At 65.8% G+C, this 23,399-nt stretch carries 20 protein-coding genes and 1 tRNA gene; 10 read left to right on the forward strand and 11 right to left on the reverse strand.

What is annotated here, in order from left to right:
* The first annotated feature begins 6 nt into the window (after positions 1–6).
* Together AAFF27_21450 and AAFF27_21455 are read left to right on the forward strand one after the other, a co-directional pair.
* Positions 7–83 (forward strand) — tRNA-Pro (locus AAFF27_21450).
* Between the two features lie 242 nt (positions 84–325).
* Positions 326–1,711 (forward strand): Fic family protein, encoded by a 1,386-nt coding sequence (locus AAFF27_21455; GenBank protein ID XAH22545.1) that lies wholly within the window; start codon positions 326–328, stop codon positions 1,709–1,711.
* A gap of 29 nt (positions 1,712–1,740) precedes the next feature.
* On the opposite strand, the gene AAFF27_21460 is transcribed toward AAFF27_21455, so the two are convergent.
* Genes AAFF27_21460 through AAFF27_21470 form a run of 3 tightly spaced genes read right to left on the reverse strand, consistent with a single transcriptional unit; the run spans position 1,741 to position 5,827 of the window.
* Positions 1,741–2,847, reverse strand: a complete 1,107-nt coding sequence (locus tag AAFF27_21460) for an ABC transporter substrate-binding protein (protein ID XAH22546.1) — start codon at positions 2,845–2,847, stop codon at positions 1,741–1,743.
* A gap of 41 nt (positions 2,848–2,888) precedes the next feature.
* Entirely contained in the window at positions 2,889–4,661 is a 1,773-nt protein-coding gene (locus AAFF27_21465; GenBank protein ID XAH22547.1) for an ABC transporter permease subunit, read from the reverse strand.
* On the reverse strand, positions 4,658–5,827 hold the full coding sequence (locus tag AAFF27_21470) for an ABC transporter ATP-binding protein (GenBank protein ID XAH22548.1): 1,170 nt from the start codon (positions 5,825–5,827) through the stop codon (positions 4,658–4,660). The genes AAFF27_21465 and AAFF27_21470 overlap by 4 nt, the downstream gene beginning before the upstream one ends.
* A gap of 240 nt (positions 5,828–6,067) precedes the next feature.
* On the opposite strand from AAFF27_21470, the gene AAFF27_21475 reads away from it, so the two are divergent.
* Positions 6,068–6,877, forward strand: a complete 810-nt coding sequence (locus tag AAFF27_21475; protein XAH22549.1) for a MetQ/NlpA family ABC transporter substrate-binding protein — start codon at positions 6,068–6,070, stop codon at positions 6,875–6,877.
* Positions 6,878–6,890: 13 nt separating this feature from the next.
* Entirely contained in the window at positions 6,891–7,841 is a 951-nt protein-coding gene (locus AAFF27_21480) for an NAD(P)-dependent oxidoreductase (protein XAH22550.1), read from the forward strand.
* 89 nt (positions 7,842–7,930) lie between these two features.
* Here AAFF27_21480 and AAFF27_21485 read toward each other — a convergent pair whose 3' ends face one another.
* The 4 genes from AAFF27_21485 to AAFF27_21500 form a co-directional block, all read right to left on the reverse strand.
* Positions 7,931–8,752 carry a MetQ/NlpA family ABC transporter substrate-binding protein gene (locus tag AAFF27_21485; protein XAH22551.1) on the reverse strand — a complete coding sequence of 274 codons (822 nt, stop codon included), beginning with the start codon at positions 8,750–8,752 and terminating at the stop codon, positions 7,931–7,933.
* Between the two features lie 30 nt (positions 8,753–8,782).
* Positions 8,783–9,445: a methionine ABC transporter permease gene (locus AAFF27_21490; GenBank protein XAH22552.1), complete on the reverse strand. Its 663-nt coding sequence runs from the start codon at positions 9,443–9,445 to the stop codon at positions 8,783–8,785.
* Positions 9,438–10,298 (reverse strand): ATP-binding cassette domain-containing protein, encoded by an 861-nt coding sequence (locus AAFF27_21495; protein XAH22553.1) that lies wholly within the window; start codon positions 10,296–10,298, stop codon positions 9,438–9,440. The genes AAFF27_21490 and AAFF27_21495 overlap by 8 nt, the downstream gene beginning before the upstream one ends.
* 248 nt (positions 10,299–10,546) lie before the next feature.
* The gene (locus tag AAFF27_21500) at positions 10,547–11,758 is read right to left on the reverse strand and encodes an acyl-CoA dehydrogenase family protein (GenBank protein ID XAH22554.1); all 1,212 of its coding nucleotides are present in this window, start codon (positions 11,756–11,758) and stop codon (positions 10,547–10,549) included.
* A gap of 262 nt (positions 11,759–12,020) precedes the next feature.
* Between AAFF27_21500 and pilB the strand changes: the two genes are divergently transcribed.
* From pilB to AAFF27_21530, 6 genes are read left to right on the forward strand one after another with little or no spacing between them, the layout of a single operon-like run.
* Positions 12,021–13,748, forward strand: a complete 1,728-nt coding sequence (gene pilB, locus AAFF27_21505) for a type IV-A pilus assembly ATPase PilB (GenBank protein ID XAH26288.1) — start codon at positions 12,021–12,023, stop codon at positions 13,746–13,748.
* Between the two features lie 33 nt (positions 13,749–13,781).
* Complete coding sequence (locus AAFF27_21510; GenBank protein ID XAH22555.1) at positions 13,782–14,999, forward strand: type II secretion system F family protein; 1,218 nt, start codon at positions 13,782–13,784, stop codon at positions 14,997–14,999.
* Positions 14,999–15,862, forward strand: a complete 864-nt coding sequence (locus AAFF27_21515) for an A24 family peptidase (GenBank protein XAH22556.1) — start codon at positions 14,999–15,001, stop codon at positions 15,860–15,862. The genes AAFF27_21510 and AAFF27_21515 overlap by 1 nt, the downstream gene beginning before the upstream one ends.
* A gap of 16 nt (positions 15,863–15,878) precedes the next feature.
* Positions 15,879–16,478, forward strand: a complete 600-nt coding sequence (gene coaE / locus AAFF27_21520) for a dephospho-CoA kinase (GenBank protein XAH22557.1) — start codon at positions 15,879–15,881, stop codon at positions 16,476–16,478.
* Between the two features lie 8 nt (positions 16,479–16,486).
* The gene (gene zapD / locus AAFF27_21525; protein XAH22558.1) at positions 16,487–17,242 is read left to right on the forward strand and encodes a cell division protein ZapD; all 756 of its coding nucleotides are present in this window, start codon (positions 16,487–16,489) and stop codon (positions 17,240–17,242) included.
* Positions 17,242–17,469, forward strand: a complete 228-nt coding sequence (locus AAFF27_21530) for a DNA gyrase inhibitor YacG (protein XAH22559.1) — start codon at positions 17,242–17,244, stop codon at positions 17,467–17,469. The genes zapD and AAFF27_21530 overlap by 1 nt, the downstream gene beginning before the upstream one ends.
* An 87-nt stretch (positions 17,470–17,556) precedes the next feature.
* Here AAFF27_21530 and AAFF27_21535 read toward each other — a convergent pair whose 3' ends face one another.
* From AAFF27_21535 to secA, 4 genes are all read right to left on the reverse strand, one after another.
* Positions 17,557–17,991: an NUDIX domain-containing protein gene (locus AAFF27_21535; GenBank protein XAH22560.1), complete on the reverse strand. Its 435-nt coding sequence runs from the start codon at positions 17,989–17,991 to the stop codon at positions 17,557–17,559.
* A 141-nt stretch (positions 17,992–18,132) separates the two neighbouring features.
* Entirely contained in the window at positions 18,133–19,002 is an 870-nt protein-coding gene (locus tag AAFF27_21540; protein ID XAH22561.1) for an ATP-binding protein, read from the reverse strand.
* A 147-nt stretch (positions 19,003–19,149) separates the two neighbouring features.
* The gene (gene argJ, locus AAFF27_21545; protein ID XAH22562.1) at positions 19,150–20,379 is read right to left on the reverse strand and encodes a bifunctional glutamate N-acetyltransferase/amino-acid acetyltransferase ArgJ; all 1,230 of its coding nucleotides are present in this window, start codon (positions 20,377–20,379) and stop codon (positions 19,150–19,152) included.
* A gap of 212 nt (positions 20,380–20,591) precedes the next feature.
* Positions 20,592–23,366: a preprotein translocase subunit SecA gene (secA, locus tag AAFF27_21550; GenBank protein ID XAH22563.1), complete on the reverse strand. Its 2,775-nt coding sequence runs from the start codon at positions 23,364–23,366 to the stop codon at positions 20,592–20,594.
* Between the last annotated feature and the right edge of the window lie 33 nt (positions 23,367–23,399).

The following is a 23,399-nucleotide window of genomic DNA, read 5'->3' on the forward strand; positions in this document are numbered from 1 at the left end:
GAGATTCGGGGTGTAGCTTAGCCTGGTAGAGCGCTACGTTCGGGACGTAGAGGCCGGAGGTTCGAATCCTCTCACCCCGACCAGATTTCATAGTCCATCAAGGACTTGCTGAAGCCGCGGACTCCGCGGCTTTTGTGTTTCTGCAAGCACCTCAACCAATTCGATGAGTGTTGATTGGGTCGTCAAGCTTGGCAGACGCCATCGTGCCCTACCTGTGTGCGAGAGAGCATCAACTCGATTTGAAAAGTATCGGTTCAAAATCGAGCTGATAAAACACGATCAGCTCGATTTCGCTAAAATCAGCTCGCAAACATCGAGCTGATTTATGCCCTACAACGACCGTCTGACATCCGATGCAGTGCTGCTCGCCATGGCGGCCTTGGCGTCCGTTGGGCACGAACCCGTCTCCTCGACCCAGCTGGTTGAAGCTACCGGCTCAAGCCCGGCTGCCGTCAAGCGCATGCTCTCCAAGCTAGTGGGGGCGGGACACGTCGAGGTCATCGGTAAGGCTCGCGCTACCCGATACCGACGCCTGGCAACGAGCGTCCCTGTTGCCCTTGGCAGGGCCGCCATTCAGTCAACAGCCAGCGCAGCCACAAGCCGGCCCGCGCCGACGTGGCGCACGATGAGCTTGGAACTCAGGCAGCAACTGACATTGCCACTGGCGGCCCGCGCACCGGTCACATACCGTCGCGAATTCGTCGACAACTACAAGCCCAACGAGACCTTCCTGCTGCCGCACAAGCTTGCCGAGGAACTCACTGCGCTTGGTCGCCTCCCAGGACAACTGCCGGCGGGCACCTACATCCGCAAGGTTCTGGAGCAACTGCTCATCGACCTGTCATGGTCGTCATCCCATCTCGAGGGCAACCGCTACACGCTGCTGGACACCGAGGAGCTCTTCAAGAGCGGTGCAGCGGCCACGGACAGCGACGCGGTCATGCTGCTCAATCACAGGGCAGCCATTGAGTTCCTCGTGGATGCCGTCCCGACCCAGGGGCTCAGTGCCGGACTTGTTCGCAACCTGCACGCGGTGCTGATGCAAGACCTGCTGGCGGAGGTCGGGGCCCTCGGGAGCATCCGCGAAAAGGTGGTCAACATCAGTGGCACCACCTACGTCCCAACCCAGGTTCCTGCGGTGCTGCAGGAGATGTTCGAACGCATCATCTCAACAGCCCAGCACGTCAAGAACCCGTTGGAGGCGGCCTTCTTCCTCTGGGTCAACCTCGCATATCTGCAGCCCTTCGAGGATGGGAACAAGCGGGTGAGCCGGCTTGCGGCCAATGTCCCGCTGATGCTCTACAACCAGGCTCCGCTGTCATTTCTCGACGTCGACCGAGAGGACTATGCACTGGCCATGATGGGTGTCTACGAGTCCTGCAACGTCTCCATGGCGGTGGACCTCTTCGAGTGGACGTATCGGCGCTCCCAGGCCAAGTACAGGGTCGTACAAGAGTCCATGGGCTCGCCAGACCCTTTCCGCATCAAGTACCGCGAGGCGCTGAACGAGGCGATAGGCTTGGTGGTTCGAAGCCGCACGCCTGTAGCGAAAGCGCTGGCCGGACTGGAGTTGCCCGCAGAGGATGCGCCGAGATTTCAGCAATTGCTTGCCCAGGAACTCAATGCGCTGGCCGTCTTCAATTGCGCGCGCTACCGGCTGGGCATCAAGGAAACGCAGGCCTGGATTGACGAAGGGCGCCCTCAGGGCTAGCGCAGGCCCTTGCCCGCGCTAGCCTGCGCTTAGCGCGCCAGCAACTGGTTCAGCTTTTGCTGCGCGTACTCCTCATTGGTCGTGCCGTCCGGTGCCTTGGCACCCCAGAAATCGGCGTTCCACTTGATGGCCTTTTTCTCGAACTCGGGGCTGTTGGTCCAGTAGTCGCGCAGCTTCGGGTCTGCGGCGGCGTAGACGCGCGGCGACGGCAGCGCCACGCTGGTGACTTCGGCCACGCGGGCGGCGCGCTCGGCGTCGAGGCGGTAGGACAGCAGCTTCAGGGCCGCGTCATAGTGCGGCGCGTCCTTGGGAATGGAGAAGAAGTCGTAGTAGGTGAAGGACTGGTCCCGGGTCAGCTCCAGCGGCGCGTTGGCATCCTCCCTCTTCAGCCGCGCGATCGGGCCGGTATAGGACAGGCAGGCCGAGGCCTCGCCATCCAGCAGCAGTTGCGGCGCCTGCGAGTTGGTCTGCCACCACTTGATGACATGCGGCTTGATCTCGGCGATCTTGCGCAGTGCGCGGTCGAAGTCGACCGGGTAGAGCTTGTCGGGCGCGACGCCGTCGGCCAGCAGGGCCGACTCGAAGACAAAGCGCGACCAGGCCGGCAGGCAGCGCTTGCCGGGGAAGTCCTTCACGTTCCAGAAATCGGCCCAGGTCTTGGGGTATTTCTTGGATGGAAAGGCTTCCTTGTTGTAGACCAGTGCCACGCCAATCACCTGCAGCGCCACGCCCTTGGGGCGCACCGCCTCCTTGGGCAGCGAGGCCACGGTCTTCTGCGCCTCGGGCGAGAGCTTGCTGTAGTCGATGTCCGCAAGATAGGGCGCGAGCTGGCCCACCTCCTGATCGAAGATGAAGGCCAGGTCCCACTCGGTGCGCTTGGCCTCGGCCTGGGCCTTGATGCGCGGGCCGCCGCGGGCCTCTTGCACGGTCAGCACCTTGATGCCGGTTTCCTTGGTGAACGGGTCGTACACCAGGCGGCGCAGGTTCTCGCCATAGGTGCCGCCCGGGTCCTGCATCACGACCTCTTTGGACTGGCTCCAGGCTGCGCCCGCGCCGCAGGCAGCACCCAGGGCAAGTGCCAGGGCCAGCAAGCTGTGCAGGGGGCGCGGCGGCCGCGCGGGCTTTGGCTTCTTCATGTGGAATCCTTCAGGTTGGTAGAACAAGGTGGCGCAGCGCATCAGCGCCGCGCACGGGCGCCCCAGGCGGAGCGCCAGAAAAGCAGGCCGGCGACGATCAGCGCCACCTCGAAGGTGGCCACTACCGCCGGCACGGGGTCGAGCTTGTAGTTGACGTTGCCCCACAGCCGCAGCGGCAAGGTGGTCATGCGCGAGCCACTGAGAAACATCGACAGCACCAGGTCGTCGAACGAGTGCAGAAAGGCAAAGAACGACGCAGCGCCCAGCCCCGGCCGGATGGCCGGCAGCGTGACGAACCAGAACACGCGCCAGGGCGCGGCGCCATGCACGGCGGCCGCCAGCTCCTGCCGCCGGTCCACCGCCTGCAGGCTGGCCGCGACGATCACCAGCACCAGCGGGATGCCGCCGATGGCATGCGCCGCCGCCAGCCCGCCCACGCTGCCGACCAGGTCGGCCCGCAGGAACAGGCTGTAGAGCGACAGGCCCAGCACCACGCCCGGCACGATCAGCGGGCTCACCAAAAAGGTCATCCACACCGATTTGCCCGGCAGCGACGAACGCACCAGGCCCAGCGCCGCAGTGGTGCCCAACACCACGGACAGCACCGTGGCCAGCGACGCCACGGCAACCGAGGTGCCCAGCGATGACATCCAGGCCGGATCGGCGAAGAACTTCTCATACCAGCGCAGCGAAAAGGACGGCGGCGGAAAGCGCATGTAGGCCGCGCTGCTGAACGAGATCAAGGCGGCAATCGCAATGGGCAGCAGCAGGGTGGCATAGGCAATGGCCGCCAGGGACAGCGAGACCAGCCGTCCAAACAGCGGCGGCACCCGGCCCAGCGCGCGCAGCAGCGGCCAGCCGATCCATTCGGCGCACTGCACCAGTACGGCGGCGCGCAGGCGGGTGAGCGGGCCAGGCACGGCATCCGCCGCCGCGCCTTTCGACACCACGCGCTGCCCACCCCAGATGAACTCAAAACCAAGGAACCGCCCCGCCACCACGACCACCAGCAGCGTGACCGCCAGCAGCACCGCCGCCAACGCCTGCAGGAAGCCGCCACTGGCCAGGAAGTCAGCCTGCTGCGTGATGTGCATGGCAAACATCTGGTCCGCCGGCCCGCCCAGCAAGGCCGGCGTGATGAAGAAGCCAAGTGCAGAGATAAATACCAGCAGCGTGCCGGCCAGCAGGCCTGGCAGCGTCTGCGGGAACAGCACGCGCCAGAACACTGCCAGCGGCCCGGCGCCACTGGCGGTGGCCGCGCGCAGCACCAAGGGATCGACACGCGCCAGGCTGCCCGTCACCGTCAGCACCATCAGCGGCAGCAGCACGGCGCTGATGGATACCAGCACGGAACCACGGTTGAAGATCAGCGGCAGCGGCGCATCCGTCAGGCCCAGCGCCAGCAGGAATTTGTTGATAGGCCCATTGCGCCCCAGCAGCACCATCCAGGAATAGGTGCGGATCAACACCGAGATGAAATACGGCAGCACGACGGCCGCCGTCAGCACCAGGCGCCAGTTACCGCGCGCGCGGTGGATCAGCAGCGCGGTCGGGTAGCCGAAGACGGCGCAAAGTGCTGCCACCGTCGCCGCGATGCCAAAGGTGCGCAGCAGCGACTCCCAGTACAGCGGCACGGCAAACACGCGCTCGTAGTAGGACAGGCCTGCCCCCTCGGCCACGCTCAGCCGCAGCAGGTCCAGCAGCGGCAGCACATAGAAGAACGCAAAGAAGGCCAGCACCGGCAGCAGCAGCCATGCCGGGCTGCTCAGCTGCCAGCGACGCACGCCCGGTGCGCCGCGCAACACGGCACTCACGCCAGCACCCAGGCGTCGCGTGCCTGCCAGGCCACGTGCACCGGCTGGCCCAGGGTGGGCCCTTGCGCATCGAGGGGATCAAGGCAGCGCACCTGCAGCAGCTCGCCCGACGGCAAGCGCGCATCGATGCGCAAGATCTCGCCCAGGAACACGGTGGACTCCACCGTTGCGGCCAGCGCGCCCGGCGTATGCGGGGCGACCAGCGCAATGCGCTCGGGCCGCACCAGCACCTTGACCTCGGCGCCCACCAGCGGCGCCCGGTCTGCATGCTGGGCCTCGAACACATGGCCCGCACGGCTGCGCAGCAGCACACCCTGCGGCTGCACTTGCAGCACGCGGGCATCGATCAGGTTGGACTCGCCCACAAAGCGCGCAACAAAGGCGCTGTCTGGCTCGCGGTAGAGCTTGGCGGCAGTATCGAGTTGCACGATGCGCCCCTGGTCCAGCACGGCAATGCGGTCGCTCAGCGCCAGCGCCTCGCCCTGGTCATGCGTGACGAAGACGATGGTGGTGCCCAGCGTGCGGTGCAGCGCGCGGATCTCCAGCTGGATGGTCTCGCGCAGGCGGCGGTCGAGCGCGCTGAGCGGCTCATCCATCAGCACCACGCGCGGCCGGCGCACGATGGCGCGCGCAATCGCCACGCGCTGCTGCTGGCCACCGCTCAGCTCTGCGGGCTTGCGTGCGGCGTAAGTGCCCATGTGCAGCAGCTCCAGCGTCTCATTCACACGCTGCGCGCTCTCGGCACGGCCAAGGCCGGCCATGCGCAGCGGGAAGGCCACGTTCTGCGCCACCGTCATGTGCGGGAACAGCGCGTAGTGCTGGAACACCATGCCAAAGCCGCGCTGGTGTGCCGGCAGATCGCGCACCGACTTCCCATCCACCAGCACATCACCCGCATCGATAGGCGCAAAGCCGGCGATGGCGCCCAGCAAGGTCGTCTTGCCGCTGCCGCTCGGGCCCAGCAGGGTCAAAAATTCGCCGGGCTCAATCGTCAGATCGATGCCGTCGATGGCGATATGCCGGCCAAAGCGGCGGCTCACGCCCTGCACGGTGATCTGGCTGCCAAAGGCTGCGGCGGAAGGGCTGGCGCGAAACGCGGAGGCCCCGGCTGCAGCGAAGGGTGACGACTCGTGGGACAAGGGATGCGGGGCCGCAATGGAACTCATGACATCGAGCGCGGGGGCAAGCAGGTACCCCTTGAGCGCTACGCAAAGCCTGCAACAGTAGGCCCTGGCCCGCCGTACACCAAGGATGCATTCCAAGGATCGATATGCGCAAAACACGCGGCCCACCGGCGCGTGCCTTATGTGCGCAACGGATATGCCGATGCGCATTTGTTCGTCGCCTTGCACTGCCGCCAAACCTAGAGTGCACGTCCCTGTCGACTTGCTTTCCGAGGAGCTTGCATGCGTCCCGCTTTCCGTGCTTTTCTCTCACGTCCCCTCATCGCCCTGCTGTTGCTGGCCGGCACCGTCCATGCTGCAGAAGTCCGCATTGGCTTCATGCCCGGCCCCTACCGCGATGCCTTCAGCCAAGGCATAGAGCCGCAGTTGCAGAAGCTCGGCTACACCGTCAAGTACGTGGAATTCAGCCAGGGCGTGCAGCCCAACGACGCGGTAGAGCGCGGCCAGATCGACGCCAACATCTTTCAGCACACGCTCTTCCTGAACGCCACCAACCAGCGCCAGGGCTTTGACCTGGTGCCCATCGTGCATGTGCCCACGCCCCCCATGGGCCTGTACTCGCAGCGCTACAAGCGCCTGGACGCGGTGCCGGACGGCGCCACCATCACCCTGCCGGCCGACCCGGTGAACGCGGCGCGCGCACTCAACATCCTGGCCGCCATCGGCTGGGTGCAGTTGAAGCCCAACGTGAGCCCGCTCAATGTGTCTGAGCGCGACATCGCGGCCAATCCCAAGCGCCTGCGCCTGGTGGCGCTGGATGCCGCGCAGGCACCGCGCTCGCTGGCCGATGCCGACCTGGCCGCCGTACAGGGCAACTTCGCCGTGGCCTTTGGCCTGAAGCTGACCGAAGCGCTCAAGCTCGAAGACATGACGCTGCCCTACGTGAACGTGGTGGCGGTCAAGCGCGGCAACGAGAACGCGGCCTTTGCAAAAGACATCGTGGCGGCCTACCGCTCGGCCGATTTCCAGCGCTTCTTCAAGGCCAACCCGGTCTGGTCGGGCTATCGCCTGCCCGACTACTTCACACCGTGAACCATCCAAGAACGTGAGCACCAACCCGCCCCTCGTCATTGCCAGCCAGCTTGGCAACAGCTTCAACCAGGCCTTGCGCACAGAGTTTCCGCAGGCTGCCGTGCATGCCGTGGGCCGCGGCGTGCCGCAGGATCTGCCGGCCGACACCAAGGTGCTGGTGGCCTTGCCGATGTGGGCACAAGTGCAGTCGCCCGTGCCCGCCGGCTGGCCGCACGCGCTGCAATGGGTGCAGCTGGCCGCCGTGGGCGTTGACGGCTACCCCGACTGGCTGCTGCGCGGCACGCCGGTCAGCGCGGCGCGCGGCACAGCGTCGCTGCTCGTCGCCGAGTACGCGCTGGCGGCGATCTTTGCCGCTGCCAAGGACTTTCCCGGCCTGTGGATTCGTGATGCCGCGCAGTGGCAATTGCGCCCAACAGGAAGCGTGTCCGGCGCCACGCTGGGGCTGTACGGCTGGGGCAGCATCGCCCAGTTGCTGGCCCAGCGTGCGCTGGCGTTGGGCATGCGTGTGCTTGCACTGCGGCGCAGCGATGCACCGCTGGGCCTGCCCGGCGTGCAACGCGCGGCCGACCTGCAAGAGCTGCTACGCGCAAGCGACCACCTGGTGCTGGCCGCGCCCGCAACGCCAGACACACGCAAAGTGATAGACCGCGCAGCCTTGCTGCAGGCCCGGCCGGGCCTGCACCTGGTCAACGTCGCGCGCGGCAGCCTGGTCGACCAGGCCGCGCTGCTGGAGTCGCTGGATGCCGGCCGGCTGTCACGTGCCACGCTGGACGTGACCGACCCCGAGCCCCTGCCGGCAGGCCATGCGCTCTACCAGCACCCGAAGGTCTTCCTGTCGCCGCACACCAGCGCGATTTCACCGGACTCTGAGCAGGCGCTGCTGCGGCTACTGCTGCGCAACCTGGCGCGCTGGCAGCGCGGCGAGGCACTGGAGCACGCACTGGACCTGGCGCGCGGCTACTAGCGCCAAAACCCATGGAATTTCAAAAAAGATAGCTATAAGCCCAGGTCCAGCCTGGGCTACAGCCACTTTTTACTAAAAATTGCTGCCGCCTACTGCAGGAAGGTCGGCTTGGCATAGCCCTGGAAGCGGGTATCAACCACGGCCTTGAATTCCTTCGAGCGATAGGCCTCGACCAAATCCCGGGCCCACGGCGCATCCTTGTCCGCACGCTTGACGGCCACCACGTTCAGGTAGTGGTCGGGCGTCTTCTCCAGGGACACGGCCTCGGTCAGCTTCAGGCCGGATGAGATCGCGAAGTTGCCATTGATGATGGCGTACTCGGTATCGCCCAGTGAGCGCGGCAGTTGCGCGGCTTCGAGCGGGATGAACTTGAGCTTGCGCGGGTTCTCGGCAATGTCCTTTTCTGATGCGCGGATCGGGTCGATGCCGGTCTTGAGCGTCAGCAACTGGTTCTGCTCCAGCAGCACCAGCGCACGCGCCAGGTTGCTCGGGTCATTGGGCAGGGTGACGCGGTCGCCCTCCTTGGCCTCGGCCAGCGTCTTGCGCTTGGTCGAGTACACGCCCAGCGGCGCAATCGGCCCCTGCACCAGCTCGACAATGTCGAGCTTCTGGTCTGCCGAGAACTTCTTCAGGTAGACCAAGTGCTGGAAGAAGTTGGCATCCAGCGAGCCCTGGGCCAGCGCCAGATTGGGCTGCACATAGTCGTTGAATTCAACCAGCTTCACCTTGTAGCCCTTCTTCTCCAGGATGGGCACGATGCCGAACTTGAGCTGGTCGATGTTGGAGCCGGCGGTGCCGCCGATCACCAGGTCCTTCTTGTCGACAGACTGGGCCTGCAGCGGCAGGCTGCCCAGCGCCAGCAGGGCGACGGACAGTGCAATGGCGGAGCGGCGAAGCAAAGCGTTTTTCATGGCAATTACGGTGGTTACAGGGAATAAAGCTCAGCGCTTGTCCAGGCGGCGCGCAGCGGCGTTGCCGACAAACTGAAGGATCTGCACCAGCACGACAAGCAGCGCCACGGTCAGCACCATCACATCGGTCTGGAAGCGGTAGTAGCCATAGCGGATGGCCAGGTCGCCGATGCCGCCGCCGCCCACCACGCCGGCCACGGCCGAGTACGAGAGAAAGCTCACCGCCAGCACCGTCAGCGCCAGCACCAGGCCAGAGCGCGACTCGACCACCAGCACGCGCCAGACGATCTGCAGCTCGGTGGCGCCCATGGCGTGGGCCGCCTCGATCACGCCGCGCGGCACTTCGCGCAGGCACTGGTCCACCAGCCGCGCGAAGTACGGGATGGCCGCAAACGACAGCGGCACCGCCGCCGCCAGCGGCCCGATCGAGGTCCCCGCAATGACCCGCGTGAAGGGCACCAGGGCCACCAGCAAGATGATGAACGGGAAGGAACGCACGGTGTTCACCACCCAGTTCAGCACGTGGAACACCGGCTTGTTGTCCAGCGACTGGCCGGGCCCCAGCAGGAACAGCAGCACGCCCAGCGGGCCGCCGATCAGCACGGCGGCCGACAGGCCTATGGCCAGCATCATGAAGGTCTGGCCGGTGGCCAGCCACAGCTCCGGCAGGATGGCCGCAATGTTCTCAGGCATAGGCCACCTCACGTGCGTGTGCTTGGTTCGACGCGGATTGCGCCGAAGCTTCGCGGGCATCGCGCTCGCGGCGGCGCACCAGCGCGTCAATCTCGCGGCCCAGCGCGGTCTTGCGCTCAGGCCCGGGTTCGTCAACGTCGAACTGTTCGATCAAGTGCCCCTGCTCCAGCACCGCCACGCGGCGGCACAGCACCTCGACCACCGACAGTTCGTGCGTAACGATGACGATCGTGACGCCGATCTTCTGGTTGATGTCGCGCAGCGTCTCCAGCAGCGAGCGCGTGGTTTCGCTATCCAGCGCCGACGTGGGCTCGTCGCACAGCAGCACCTGCGGCCGCGGCGCCAGCGCACGGGCAATGGCCACGCGCTGCTTCTGCCCGCCAGACAGTTGCGCCGGGTAGCTGTCCACCTTCTCGTCCAGGCCTACCAGTTGCAAGCATTCGCGCACGCGCGCATCGATCTCGGCACGCGAGTGGCGGCCGTGGATCTTCAAGGGGAAGGCCACGTTGCCAAACACCGTGGCGTTCTGGATCAGGTTGAACTGCTGGAAGATCATGCCGATGTTCTGGCGCGTGTCGCGCAGCTCGCGGCGCGACAGCGTGGTGAGGTCGCGCCCGCCGACAAAGACCTTGCCCGCATCGGGCCGCTCCAGCAGGTTGATCAGGCGCAGCAGCGTGGACTTGCCCGCGCCGCTCTTGCCGATCAGGCCAAACACATCGCCCTCGCCGATCTCCAGCGACAGCGAGCGCACGGCGTCGAACACCTCGCCATTGGGCAGGGCAAAGGATTTCTGCACGCCCTCCAGCCGGATGAGCGGCGGCGCGTGCACGGATGCGGAACTGGTCTGGGTCATGGCGGCATGGGCCTTGGCCCGCACGGTGCGGGGCACGAGGCCGTTAAAGCTGCCCAGTATGGAAAGCAGCCTGCGCAAACGGAACGAACAAATAGCGCACTGCTTATGCGCTTTTCGAGTACCCGCCCCGGACGCAGTGGGCCCATACGGGTTTGCAATCATGGTGAGAACAAGGCGCGAAGCCGCAGACAGTGCTTCAGCACGGCAAGGCGAAGCAACGCCGTTATCGCCTTGATTGCGAAGCCGTGTCAGCCGTAACCGTAAGGGTTTGGCACCTCACCCGCCAGCAACCAGGCACCAATGCCCTGGTGCCGGTAGTCCAGCGGGTCATGCAGCGTGTGCACGCGCACATTGCGCCAGAAGCGGTCCAGGCCATGGCGCGAGGCCGTGGCGCGCGCGCCGACCAGCTCAAAGATCTGCGCCGTCAGGTGCAACGAGACCCGTGCCGCCTGGGTACGCGCCGATGCGATGCGGATGGCCAGCGTGGCCCGCTGCTCGGCCGTCAACGCCGCGCCCAAATCCCAGGCCTGCTGGAAGGCGGCATGGGTCTGGTCCGACAGCGCAATGGCAGCCTGCAGGCTGGCCCACAGCTCGCCCGCACGCAATTGCAGCATGCGGTCGTCCTGCGCCCGCTCCACGCCAGCCATGGGCCAGGGCTGGGTCTGCTCGCGCGTGAAGTCCACCGCCGCGCGCAGGGCGCCGACTGCATTGCCCAGGTAGATCTCGGTCAGCACCACCTGGCCGATCAGGTTGCGCAGGGTCGCATGCGGGCTCGATGCCACGCCCGGCGGCCCCAGCACCTCATCAGCGGCGATCTGGACCTTGTCGAAGGAGACGTTGCCGCTGTCGGTCTGGCGCTGGCCCATGTTGTCCCAGTCGCCGTGCACGTGCACACCAGCGCGCGAGGTCGGGATCACGGCGAACAGGCGGTCGGTCGGCTCAGGGCCCAGCGATACGGAGATATTGAGCACGTCGGAGTCGCTCGCGCCCGAGCAAAAGCCCTTGGTGCCGTTGAGCACCAGGCCATCGGGCGTGCGCGTGGCCACCAGGCGCGTGTCCCGCGCATTGACCGCATTGCCCCAGAACCAGCGCTCGCGCACCGTGGCACCCAACAGGCGCGCCTGTTGTTCAGGCGACGCAAACAGCAGCACGCTGGCCACCTGCAGGTGCTGAAAGCCGAACAGGTGCGCAAGCGAACTATCAGCCTCGGCCAGGCGGCGCAGGATGCGGAAGATCAGCGGCCAACTGGCGCCTTGCCCACCCAGGGCCGGCGGGATCGCCAGCGTGAGCAGCCCGCTGTCGCGCAGCAGTTTGCGCTCCGCCAATGCGGTGCCGCCGGCGCGGTCGCGTTCCACGGCGGTGGCGGCGAGGGCGGCGGCGGTCGACAAGACCACCTCCGTCAGGCCGCCGAAGTCTTCGGTGAAAGGATCGGAGGAAAGAAGGGCGGAAGTCAAAGACACGGGACAGGGCCGGCCGGCAAGGCGGCAAAGTGGGATGGCAGCTAGCTGCCGGGCGAAGCCGCCGAGTCTAGAAAGCCCCCTGTCCCGGGGAAAGACGCGTTTCAACTATGCATATACGCAACACGGCTGCCCGCCCTGCTCCGCAGCCCCCTGCCCGCGCGAAGCGAGCAAATACTGGCACGTAAAGGCATGCTGGGCCGCCATTGTCCAGAGGACATGCGATGGTAGGATGCATTTTTTTACCATTGCCCCGCCGGACCTGATGGCTGCCGTCGACGTACCCTCCAAAGACTCCGCCCCCATAGCCCTGCCGGGTCTCGGCAAGACCCTGGTCGCAGCCGGCATGCTGGAGCAAAAGCGCGCGGAAGAGCTCTACCGCCGCTCCCAGACGACACGCACCAGCTTCATCGCAGAGCTCACGGGTTCGGGCGCGGTATCGCCCTCCGAGCTGGCGCACGCCATGTCCGCCGCCTTCGGCGCGCCGCTGCTGGACCTGTCGGCCATCGACCCGCTGCGCCTGCCGCGCGAGCTGCTGGACACCAAAATCTGCCAGTCCTACCGCGTGGTGGTGCTGAGCAAGCGCAGCAACCGTCTGATTGTTGCCACAGCCGACCCGACCGACCAGGAAGCCGCAGAAAAGATCAAGTTCTCGACCCAGATGGGCGTGGACTGGGTGATCGCCGAATACGACAAGCTCTCCAAGCTGGTCGAGGCGCAGGCGCCAAGCGAGGCCGACAAGTTCGACGCCATGGGCAGCACGGACTTCCAGTTCGACGCCGAGGTGCAGGAAGACACGCCGGTCGACACCCTCGCCTCCGAGGTGGAAGACGCACCCATCGTCAAGTTTTTGCAGAAGATGCTGCTGGAAGCCTTCCACATGCGCGCATCCGATCTGCACTTCGAGCCCTACGAGCACAGCTACCGGGTGCGTCTTCGCATCGACGGCGAGCTGCGCGAGCACGCCTCGCCGCCGATCGCCATCAAAGACAAGCTGGCGTCGCGCATCAAGGTGATCTCGCGGCTGGACATCTCCGAGAAACGCGTGCCGCAGGACGGCCGCATGAAGCTCAAGGTCGGGCCCGACCGGGTGATCGACTTCCGCGTCAGCACCCTGCCCACGCTGTTTGGCGAGAAGATCGTGATCCGTATCCTGGACCCGAGCAGCGCCAAGCTCGGCATCGATGCGCTGGGCTACGAGCCTGAAGAAAAAGCACGGCTGATGCACGCCATCAGCCGCCCCTACGGCATGGTGCTGGTGACCGGGCCGACGGGCTCGGGCAAGACGGTGTCGCTCTACACCTGCCTGAACCTGCTGAACCAGCCGGGCGTGAACATCGCCACCGCAGAAGACCCCTCGGAAATCAACCTGCCGGGCGTCAACCAGGTCAACGTCAACGAGAAGGCCGGGCTGACCTTTGCCGTGGCGCTCAAATCCTTTCTGCGGCAGGACCCGGACATCATCATGGTCGGCGAAATCCGCGACCTGGAAACCGCCGACATCTCGATCAAGGCCGCGCAAACGGGCCACCTGGTGCTGTCCACGCTGCACACCAACGACGCCCCGACCACGCTCACACGCATGCGCAATATGGGCATTGCGCCCTTCAACATTGCCTCCAGCGTGATCCTGATCACCGCGCAGCGGCTGGCTCGCCGGCTGTGCCCGCAGTGCAAGCAACCGGCCGACATTCCGCGCGCCGCGCTGCTGGAGGCCGGCTTCAAGGAAGAGCAGCTCGACGGCAGCTGGAAGCCCTACCGGCCGGTGGGCTGCTCGGCCTGCAACAACGGCTACAAGGGCCGCGTCGGCATCTACCAGGTGATGCCCATCTCGGACGCCATCCAGGCCATCATCCTGCGCGACGGCAGCGCACCGGAAATCGCCGCACAGGCCCGTGCCGAGGGCGTGCGCTCGTTGCGCGAATCGGGCCTGCACAAGGTGCAGCAGGGACTGACCTCGCTTGAGGAAGTGCTTGCCGTGAGCAACGAGTAAAAACCACACAAAACGGTACCAACCGGGGGCGATATGGCGACAGCTGCGTCGAGGGATCTCAAGGAATTCGTCTTCGAATGGGAGGGCAAGGACCGCCAGGGCAAGATCGTGCGCGGGGAAATCCGCGCGGGCGGCGAGAACCAGGTGCAGGCCACGCTGCGGCGCCAGGGCGTGCTGCCGACCAAGATCAAGAAGCGGCGCCTGCGCTCGGGCAAGCGGATCAAGCCCAAGGACATCGCCATCTTCACCCGGCAGCTCGCCACCATGATGAAGGCCGGCGTGCCGCTGCTGCAGTCCTTTGACATCGTCGGCCGTGGCAACACCAATGCCAGCGTGACCAAGCTGCTCAACGAGATACGCGCCGACGTGGAAACCGGCAGCTCGCTGTCGTCGGCCTTCCGCAAGCACCCGATGTACTTCGACAGCCTCTACTGCAACCTGGTGGAGGCCGGCGAAGCCGCCGGTATCCTGGAGGCGCTGCTGGACCGGCTGGCCACCTACATGGAGAAGACCGAGGCGATCAAATCCAAGATCAAGTCGGCGCTGATGTACCCGACCTCGGTGCTGATCGTGGCCTTCGTGGTGGTCGCGGTGATCATGATCTTCGTGATCCCGGCCTTCAAGGAAGTGTTCACCTCATTCGGCGCCGACCTGCCGGCGCCCACGCTGTTCGTGATCGCGCTCAGCGAGTTCTTCGTCTCTTACTGGTGGCTGATCTTTGGCGGCCTGTTTGGCGGTATCTACTTCTTCTTCCAGGCCTGGAAGCGCAACGAGAAAATGCAGCGCACCATGGATCGGCTGCTGCTGAAGGTGCCGGTCTTCGGGAAGCTGATTGAAAAATCCTGCGTCGCGCGCTGGACCCGCACGCTCTCCACCATGTTCGCCGCCGGCGTGCCGCTGGTCGAGGCGCTGGATTCGGTGGGCGGCGCTTCGGGCAACTCGGTCTACGCGATCGCAACAGAGCGCATCCAGCAGGAAGTCTCCACCGGCACCAGCCTCACGGCGGCCATGGGCAATGCCAATATCTTCCCGTCCATGGTGATCCAGATGTGCGCCATCGGCGAGGAATCTGGCTCCATCGACCACATGCTGGGCAAGGCTGCGGATTTTTATGAAGAAGAGGTAGATGAGATGGTCAAGGGACTCTCCAGCCTGATGGAGCCGATCATCATCGTGTTCCTGGGCACGCTGATCGGGGGCATCGTGGTGTCGATGTACCTGCCCATCTTCAAGCTCGGCCAGGTCGTCTGATGGGTGTGTCACCAGAGATCGACGCCGCGCTGGCCGGCCTGCTGGGCCTGTTGATCGGCAGCTTTTTGAACGTGGTCATCCACCGCCTGCCGCGCATGATGGAGCGCCAGTGGGCAGAGGAATGCGCGGCCATTGCCGCCGGCGACGATGCAGCCGCGGCGCCGGCCGCGCCGGCCGAGGAAGCCTTCAACCTCATCGTGCCGCGCTCGCGCTGCCCGTCCTGCGGCCATGGCATCCGCTGGTACGAAAACCTGCCGGTGCTGAGCTGGCTGGCGCTGCGCGGCCGCTGCTCGGCCTGCAAGACGCCGATCAGCGTGCGCTACCCGCTGGTCGAGCTGGCCACTGGCGCGCTGTTCGCCTTCTGCGTCTGGCGCTGGGGCGTGACGCCCGTGGGCGGCGCCTGGTGCGCCTTCTCAGCGGCCCTGCTGACGCTGGCGCTGATCGATTGGGACACCACCCTGCTGCCTGACGACATCACGCTGCCCCTGCTCTGGGTCGGTCTGATCGCCGCCGTACTGGGCTGGACCAGCGTGCCCCTAGCCAGCGCCGTGTGGGGCGCGGTTGCCGGCTACCTCTCGCTGTGGCTCATCTACTGGGCCTTCAAGCTGCTGACCGGCAAGGAAGGCATGGGCTATGGCGACTTCAAGCTGTTTGCGGCGCTGGGCGCCTGGTTCGGCTGGCAGGCGCTGGTGCCGCTGATTCTGGTCGCCTCCATCGTCGGAGCCGTGATCGGCATTGCCATGAAGCTGCGCAGCAGCCTGCGCGAAGGCGGCTACGTGCCCTTCGGCCCCTTCCTGGCCGCAGCAGGCCTGAGCGGCATGGCCTTCGGGCCGGAATGGGCGCTGCGCCTCATCGGTCTCTGACGCCCGGCACCGGCATATGCGCAAGCTCGGCCTGACCGGCGGTATCGGCAGCGGCAAGAGCACGGTGGCCGGGCTGCTGGCCGGGCATGGGGCGGTGGTCATCGATGCCGATGCCCTGTCCCGCGCCACGACCGCGCCTGGTGGCGCTGCCATGCCGCAGATCGCCCAGGCCTTCGGGGCGGACTTCATACAAGCGGACGGCGCACTGGACCGCACCCGCATGCGCGCCCTGGCTTTCTCCGACGCCAGCGCGCGGCAGCGGCTGGAGGCCATCGTGCATCCGCTGGTAAGACAGGCAACTGAAAACCTGACGGCCGAGGCCGCCCGCGCAGGCGCGCGCTGGGTGGTGCACGACGTGCCGCTGCTGGTGGAGTCCCGCCGCTGGGCGGGCCAAGTCGACCGGGTGCTGGTGGTGGATTGCCGCCCGGAAACCCAGATAGCACGCGTCATGGCGCGCAGCGGCATGACCGAGGAGGCCGTGCGCCAGGTGATCGCCGCGCAGGCCAGCCGGCCAGAGCGCCTGCGTGCAGCCGACATCGTGGTCTACAACGACGACTGCACCCTGGCCGAACTGGCTGTAACGCTGGGCCTGATGGCCGCAAACTTGGGACTATGATGGCCAGCGTGATTCTTTACGAATATCCCTTCAACGAACGTATCCGGACCTACCTGCGACTTGAGCAGCTGTTCCGCCGCCTTGGCGAACTGGTCCCGCGCGAGCACCCGCTGGACCACCACTACGCGCTCGCCTCTGTGTTCGAAATCATGGATGTCGCGGCCCGCGCGGACCTCAAGTCCGATGTGCTGAAGGATCTGGAAAAGCAAAAGCACCAGCTCGATGCCTACCGCGGCAATCCCTCGATCGCCGAAGGCGTGCTCGATGGCGTGATCGCGCAGATAGACCATTGCTTCGAGGCGCTCAACCACCAAACCGGCAAGGCCGGAATGGCGCTCACCGAGAACGATTTCTTGATGAGCATCCGCAGCCGCATCGGCATCCCGGGCGGCACCTGCGGCTTTGACTTGCCGGCCTACTACGCCTGGCAGCACCGCAGCGCCGCCGAGCGCAGCGCCGAGATCAGCGGCTGGGTCTCCACCCTGGCGCCGCTGGCAGAGTCGGTCTACCTGCTGCTCCAGCTGCTGCGCGATTCAGGCCTGCCGCAAAAGGTAATGACCCAGCACGGCCAGTTCCAGCAGACCCTGCCGCAGGGCCGCAGCTTCCAGTTGCTGCGCCTGCGCATCGACCCGGCAACTGGCGTGGTGCCCGAGATCAGCGGCAACCGGCTGATGGTGTCGGTACGCCTGATGCGCCACGAAGCCGACGGCCGGCTGCGCGCCTCGAATGATGACGCGGGCTTTGAGCTCACCCTTTGTTCATGATGAGTCACGACCCAACGGTATACGCACGTCCGCAATCCGGCGAGCGCGTGGTCGCCTGCCCGCAATGCCGCGGCGATAGCGTCTATTCACCACGCAACCCATTCCGCCCTTTTTGCAGCGCGCGTTGCAAGGGTGTGGACTTTGGCGCCTGGGCCAGCGAGGAATTCCGCATGCCGAGCGAGACGCCGCCCGAAGACGAGCACTACGGCGATCCGCGACTGCAATAGGCACTTTATGAGGGAAATAGGGCTCTAGCCCTTACCCCGCCTGGGCTATTAGCTATTATTTTAATAGCAAACAACCCCACAAGCCATTCAAGGCAGCGTGTGCGTAGGCCCGCTGAAGCCGCGCTCTTGCGCCATCCAGGCCAGCACCGGATAGGCGCCTGGCAGTACCGGCGCCACCTTCAAGGGCAGCTGCTCCCAGGACATCTGCTGGCCTTCGCGCATCTCGAACTCGCCCTCCCAGCTATGGACGCGGCACCAGTGCAGGCGCACCAGCGCATGAGGGTAGTCGTGCTCGGTCACCTTCCAGACCTCGGCCGGCCCGATGGTGACGCCCAGCTCTTCGATCAGCTCGCGGCGCAGCGCCTGCTCCACCGTCTCGCCGGCTTCGAGCTTGCCGCCGGGGAACTCCCAGTAGCCCGCATAGGGCTTGCCCGCGGGCCGGCTGCTGATCAGCATGGCGCCGTCCGGGCGCAGCAGGATGCCCACCGCAACTTCAGTGTGGGTGCGTGTAGTGGTGCCCATCTCAGTTATCCATGGCACGGATGCCAAAGGTCGCGGAACAGGCCATGCCAGAACATCCGCGGAACTGGCTTTGCCAGGCCGCAGGATGCGCCCCCTCGCAGGGGGGAGGCGAAGACGCGAAGCGCGTAGCCTGGGGGTGTTTCATTCCATACGCCCCGCATAGTCACGTGCGAACTGGTAGGCGACGCGGCCGCTGCGCGAGCCGCGCTCCAGCGCCCACACCAATGCCTCCGAGCGGGCCGCCGCGATCGCGGCTTCGGACACGGCAAAGTGACGCAGCCACTGACCGGTGATGGTCAGGTATTCGTCCTGGGTGAACGGGTAGAAACTGACCCACAGGCCAAAGCGCTCGGACAGCGAAATCTTCTCTTCCACCACCTCGCCCGGATGGATCTCGCCCTCGGCGGAGGTGGTGTACGTGAGGTTGTCCTTCATGTGCTCGGGCAGCAGATGACGGCGGTTGCTGGTGGCGTAGATCAGCACATTGGGTGTGGCCGCGGCAATGGAGCCATCCAGGATGGACTTCATGGCCTTGTAGCCCGGCTCGCCGTCCTCGAAGCTCAGGTCGTCGCAGAAGACGACGAACTTCTCGGGCCGCGCAGAGACGATGTCCACGATGTCGGGCAGATCGGTCAGGTCCGCCTTGTCGACCTCGATCAGGCGCAGGCCCTGCGGCGCAAAGGCGTTGAGGCAGGCCTTGATCAGCGAGGACTTGCCGGTGCCGCGCGCGCCCGTCAGCAGCACGTTGTTGGCCGGGCGGCCTTCGACGAACTGGCGCGTGTTGCGCGCTATCTTTTCCTTCTGCGCATCGATCTCACGCAACTCATCCAGCCCCAGCGCCGCCACATGGCGCACCGGCTCCAGCCGCCCCACACCATTGCCGCGCTTGCGGTAGCGCCAGGCAATAGCCCCAGTCCAGTCCGGCTCGGACAAAGGCTGCGGCAGCACCGCCTCCAGCCGCGTCAGCAACTGCTCGGCATGCGCCATCAGGTGTTCGAATTTTTCGTTCAAGCTCGGTTCTCCATCACAACGCAAAAGCATTCACGGGGCGTCTTGCCTTCATGCCAAGAACACCACGGAACTGGCTTTGCCAGGCCGTAGGTGTTGCCCCCGGCGAGGGGGTTGGCGAAGACACGAAGTGCGAAGCCTGGGGGAGCGCTAGGACCGATAATCGGCGTTGATACTCACATAGTCATGGCTGAAATCGCAGGTCCAGACCGTGTCGGCGGCATCGCCGCGGCCCAGGCCGACGCGCACCGTGATTTCGCTTTGCTTCATGACGCGCTGGCCGTCTTCCTCGCGATACGCCGGGTTGCGGCCACCACGCGTGGCCACGTGCACGTCGTCCAGGTGCAGCTCGATGCCGGTCTGGTCCAGGTCGGCAATGCCGGCATAGCCGACTGCCGCCAGGATGCGGCCCAGGTTCGGGTCGCTGGCGTAGAAGGCGGTCTTCACCAGCGGCGAATGGGCGATGGCATAGGCCACCTGGCGACACTCGTCGCCGGTCTTGCCACCTTCGACGCGCACGGTGATGAACTTGGTCGCGCCCTCGCCGTCGCGCACGATGGCCTGCGCCAATTGCTGCGCCACGCCCAGCATCGCTGCCTGCAGTGCCTGCCCTTCGGCGCTGGCCAGCGACTCGATGCTGGCGTGGCCGGCCTTGTTGGTCGCCACGACGATGAAGGAGTCGTTGGTAGAGGTGTCACCGTCAATCGTCACGCGGTTGAAGGAGCCATCGGCCAGCAGCTTCGCCAACTGCTGCAGCACCGCCGGCGCCACCTTGGCATCGGTCGCCAAAAAGCCCAGCATGGTGGCCATGTTGGGGCGGATCATGCCCGCGCCCTTGCTGATGCCGGTGATCTTGACGGTAGCGCCACCCACCGTGGCCTGGGCGCTGAAGGCCTTGGGCAGGGTGTCGGTGGTCATGATGCCCTCGGCCGCACGGGCCCAGTGCGCTGCTTGCGCGTCGGCAATCGCGGCGGGCAGGCCGGCGGCGATGCGGTCGACGGGCAGCGGCTCCATGATGACGCCGGTCGAGAAGGGCAGCACCTGCTCGGGCGCAATGCCCAGCAACTGGGCCGCCGCCGTGCAGGTGGCCTGGGCACGCGCCAGGCCGTCTTCACCGGTGCCGGCATTGGCATTGCCGGTATTGATCACCATGGCGCGAATGGCGCTGCTGCCTTGCAGGTGCTCACGGCAGATCTGCACCGGCGCCGCACAAAAGCGGTTCTGCGTGAACACGCCGGCCACGCTGGCACCTTCGTCCAGCAGGAAGACGGTCAGGTCCTTGCGATTGGCCTTGCGGATGCCGGCCTCTGCGACGCCGATACGCACACCGTCAATGGCATGCAGGGCGCCGGCGTCCGGCGCGGAAAGATTCACGGGCATGGTGTTTGCGTTTTCTCTACGGGGTCGATCGGCTTCGGATCAATGTCCGCGTGCGGTACGAAGGTGCCAAAGGCCGCGGAGCAGGCCCTGCGCGAACCGCCGCGGAACCGGCTTTGCCGGGCCGCTGGCGGTGCCCTCCTTCGACAAGCTCAGGACAGGCTCTGCCAGGGGGTTGGCGAAGCGACACGCAGTGCGCGAAGCCTGGGGGTGTTTCACGACAACTGGCCGTGGCAGCTCTTGAATTTTTTTCCGCTGCCACAAGGGCAAGGATCGTTGCGGCCCACGCGCGGGACTTCGCCCGTAGCCAGGGCAGCGGCAGCAGCCAGCGGCAAGCGGCCGTTGGAGGCGGGTACGACCTCGACCTCACCGGTTTCGGTCGGCGCTTGGTAGGACACATTGGAGATCGCCTCGGCCCGGCTTTCCATGGCCTCGGCCGCCTCGCCGACCTGTTCGCGCGACTGGATCTGCACCGTCATCAGCGACTTGGTGACCTCGGCCTTGACCGCATCCAGCAACTGGCTGAACAGCTCGAAGGCCTCGCGCTTGTATTCCTGCTTGGGCTGCTTCTGCGCATAGCCGCGCAGGTGAATGCCCTGGCGCAGGTAGTCGAGCGCGGCCAGGTGCTCACGCCAGTGCGAGTCGATGCTTTGCAGCAGCACCACACGCTCGAACTGCGTGAACTGCTCGCCGCCAACGATGGCAACCTTGGCTTCGAAGCTGGAGTTGGCGGCTGCCAGCACCTTTTCCAGAATGTCTTCGTCGGTGATCGCGCTGGAGGCCTCGACCTCGGCCGTCAGCGGCAAGGACAGACGCCAGTCCTCGTCCAGCGTCTTCTCCAGCGCCGGCAGGTCCCACTGCTCTTCCACCGACTCGGCCGGCACGTACTGGCGCACCAGGTCGGTGAAGGTGCTCTGGCGCAGGCCATTGATCTGCGGCGAGAGATCTTGCGCGTCGAGGATTTCATTGCGCTGCTGGTAGATCACCTTGCGCTGGTCGTTGGAGACGTCGTCGTACTCCAGCAACTGCTTGCGCACGTCGAAGTTGCGCGCCTCGACCTTGCGCTGCGCGCTCTCGATGCTGCGGGTGACGATGCCGGCCTCGATGGCTTCGCCCTCGGGCATCTTCAGGCGATCCATGATGGCCTTGACCCGGTCGCCCGCGAAGATGCGCATCAGCGAATCATCCAGGCTCAGGAAGAAGCGCGAGGAGCCCGGATCGCCCTGGCGGCCGGAGCGGCCGCGCAACTGGTTGTCGATGCGGCGCGACTCGTGGCGCTCGGTGGCGATGATGCGCAGGCCGCCCTGGGCGGTGACGAAGGCATGGTCCTTCTCCCACTGCGCACGGGCCTCGGCGACGCGCTGCTGCTTGGCGGCCTCGTCCAGGGACTCGTCCGCCTCGATGGCGTGCAGCATCTTCTCCAGGCTGCCGCCCAGCACGATGTCGGTGCCGCGGCCCGCCATGTTGGTGGCAATGGTGATCATCTTGGGCCGGCCGGCCTGGGCGACGATGTCGGCCTCGCGTGCGTGCTGCTTGGCATTGAGCACCTGGTGCGGCAGCTTCTCGCGCTCCAGCAGTTGGGCGATGATTTCGGAGTTCTCGATGGACGTGGTGCCCACCAGCACCGGCTGGCCGCGCTCGTAGCATTCGCGGATGTCCTGAATCGCCGCCTCGTACTTTTCCTTGGTGGTCTTGTAGACGCGGTCGAGCTGGTCGGTGCGCTTGCTGATCCGATTCGGCGGCACGACGATGGTTTCCAGGCCGTAGATTTCCTGGAACTCGTAGGCCTCGGTATCGGCCGTGCCGGTCATGCCCGACAGCTTGCCGTACAGGCGGAAGTAGTTCTGGAAGGTGATGGAGGCCAGCGTCTGGTTCTCGGCCTGGATGTCCACGCCTTCCTTGGCTTCCACGGCCTGGTGCAGGCCTTCGCTCCAGCGACGGCCTGCCATGAGGCGGCCGGTGAACTCGTCGACGATGACGATCTCGCCGTTCTGCACCACGTAGTGCTGGTCGCGGTGGTACAGATGCGCCGCGCGCAGCGCCGCGTACAGGTGGTGCATCAGCGAGATGTTGGACGGGTCGTACAGCGACGCGCCTTCGGGCAGCAGGCCTTGCGATGCCAGGATGCGCTCGGCGCTCTCGTGACCCTGCTCGGTCAGGAACACCTGGCGGCTCTTCTCGTCGATGGTGAAGTCGCCGGGCTTGGTCACGCCCTCGCCGGTGCGCGGGTCGGCCTCGCCCTCCTGGCGCACCAGCAGTGGCACCACGCTGTTCATGGCGATGTAGGTGGCGGTGTGGTCCTCGGCCTGGCCGCTGATGATCAGCGGCGTACGGGCTTCGTCGATCAGGATCGAGTCCACCTCGTCGACGATGGCGTAGTTGAGCCCGCGCTGCACGCGGTCGCCCACCTCGTAGACCATGTTGTCGCGCAGGTAGTCGAAGCCGTATTCGTTGTTGGTGCCGTAGGTGATGTCGGAACCGTAGGCGGCCTGCTTGTCTTCGCGCGGCAGGTTGGGCAGGTTGATGCCCACCGTCAGGCCCAGGAAGTTGTAGAGCCGCGCCATCCACTCGGCGTCGCGCTGCGCGAGGTAGTCGTTGACCGTCACCACATGCACGCCCTTGCCGGTCAGCGCATTGAGGTAGACCGGCAGCGTGGCGGTCAGCGTCTTGCCTTCGCCGGTGCGCATTTCCGCGACCTTGCCGTTGTGCAGCGCCATGCCGCCCAGCAGCTGCACGTCGAAATGCCGCATCTTCATCACCCGCTTGGAGCCTTCGCGCACCACGGCAAAGGCTTCCGGCAGCAGTTTGTCGAGCGCTTCGCCGCCTGCCACCCGTTGCCGGAACTCGTCGGTCTTCGCACGGAGCTGGGCATCGTCGAGCTTCTCCAGCTCGGGCTCCAACGCATTGATGCGGGCCACGACGACCCGGTACTGCTTGAGCAGACGATCGTTACGGCTGCCGAAGAGTTTGGTGAGAAAGTTGGTGGCCATGCATGCGGGACCGCCCCACCGCCACGTCTTGCA

Source organism: Xylophilus sp. GW821-FHT01B05 (assembly GCA_038961845.1).
Lineage (GTDB): Bacteria > Pseudomonadota > Gammaproteobacteria > Burkholderiales > Burkholderiaceae_C > Xylophilus.

Coding starts and splice junctions, on each gene's coding strand:
- AAFF27_21455 (XAH22545.1), top strand. CDS start 326: ATGCCCTACAACGACCGTCTGACATCCGATGCAGTGCTGCTCGCCATG.
- AAFF27_21460 (XAH22546.1), bottom strand. CDS start 2,847: ATGAAGAAGCCAAAGCCCGCGCGGCCGCCGCGCCCCCTGCACAGCTTG.
- AAFF27_21470 (XAH22548.1), bottom strand. CDS start 5,827: ATGAGTTCCATTGCGGCCCCGCATCCCTTGTCCCACGAGTCGTCACCC.
- AAFF27_21475 (XAH22549.1), top strand. CDS start 6,068: ATGCGTCCCGCTTTCCGTGCTTTTCTCTCACGTCCCCTCATCGCCCTG.
- AAFF27_21485 (XAH22551.1), bottom strand. CDS start 8,752: ATGAAAAACGCTTTGCTTCGCCGCTCCGCCATTGCACTGTCCGTCGCC.
- AAFF27_21490 (XAH22552.1), bottom strand. CDS start 9,445: ATGCCTGAGAACATTGCGGCCATCCTGCCGGAGCTGTGGCTGGCCACC.
- AAFF27_21495 (XAH22553.1), bottom strand. CDS start 10,298: ATGACCCAGACCAGTTCCGCATCCGTGCACGCGCCGCCGCTCATCCGG.
- pilB (XAH26288.1), top strand. CDS start 12,021: ATGGCTGCCGTCGACGTACCCTCCAAAGACTCCGCCCCCATAGCCCTG.
- AAFF27_21510 (XAH22555.1), top strand. CDS start 13,782: ATGGCGACAGCTGCGTCGAGGGATCTCAAGGAATTCGTCTTCGAATGG.
- AAFF27_21515 (XAH22556.1), top strand. CDS start 14,999: ATGGGTGTGTCACCAGAGATCGACGCCGCGCTGGCCGGCCTGCTGGGC.
- coaE (XAH22557.1), top strand. CDS start 15,879: ATGCGCAAGCTCGGCCTGACCGGCGGTATCGGCAGCGGCAAGAGCACG.
- AAFF27_21530 (XAH22559.1), top strand. CDS start 17,242: ATGAGTCACGACCCAACGGTATACGCACGTCCGCAATCCGGCGAGCGC.
- AAFF27_21535 (XAH22560.1), bottom strand. CDS start 17,991: ATGGGCACCACTACACGCACCCACACTGAAGTTGCGGTGGGCATCCTG.
- argJ (XAH22562.1), bottom strand. CDS start 20,379: ATGCCCGTGAATCTTTCCGCGCCGGACGCCGGCGCCCTGCATGCCATT.
- secA (XAH22563.1), bottom strand. CDS start 23,366: ATGGCCACCAACTTTCTCACCAAACTCTTCGGCAGCCGTAACGATCGT.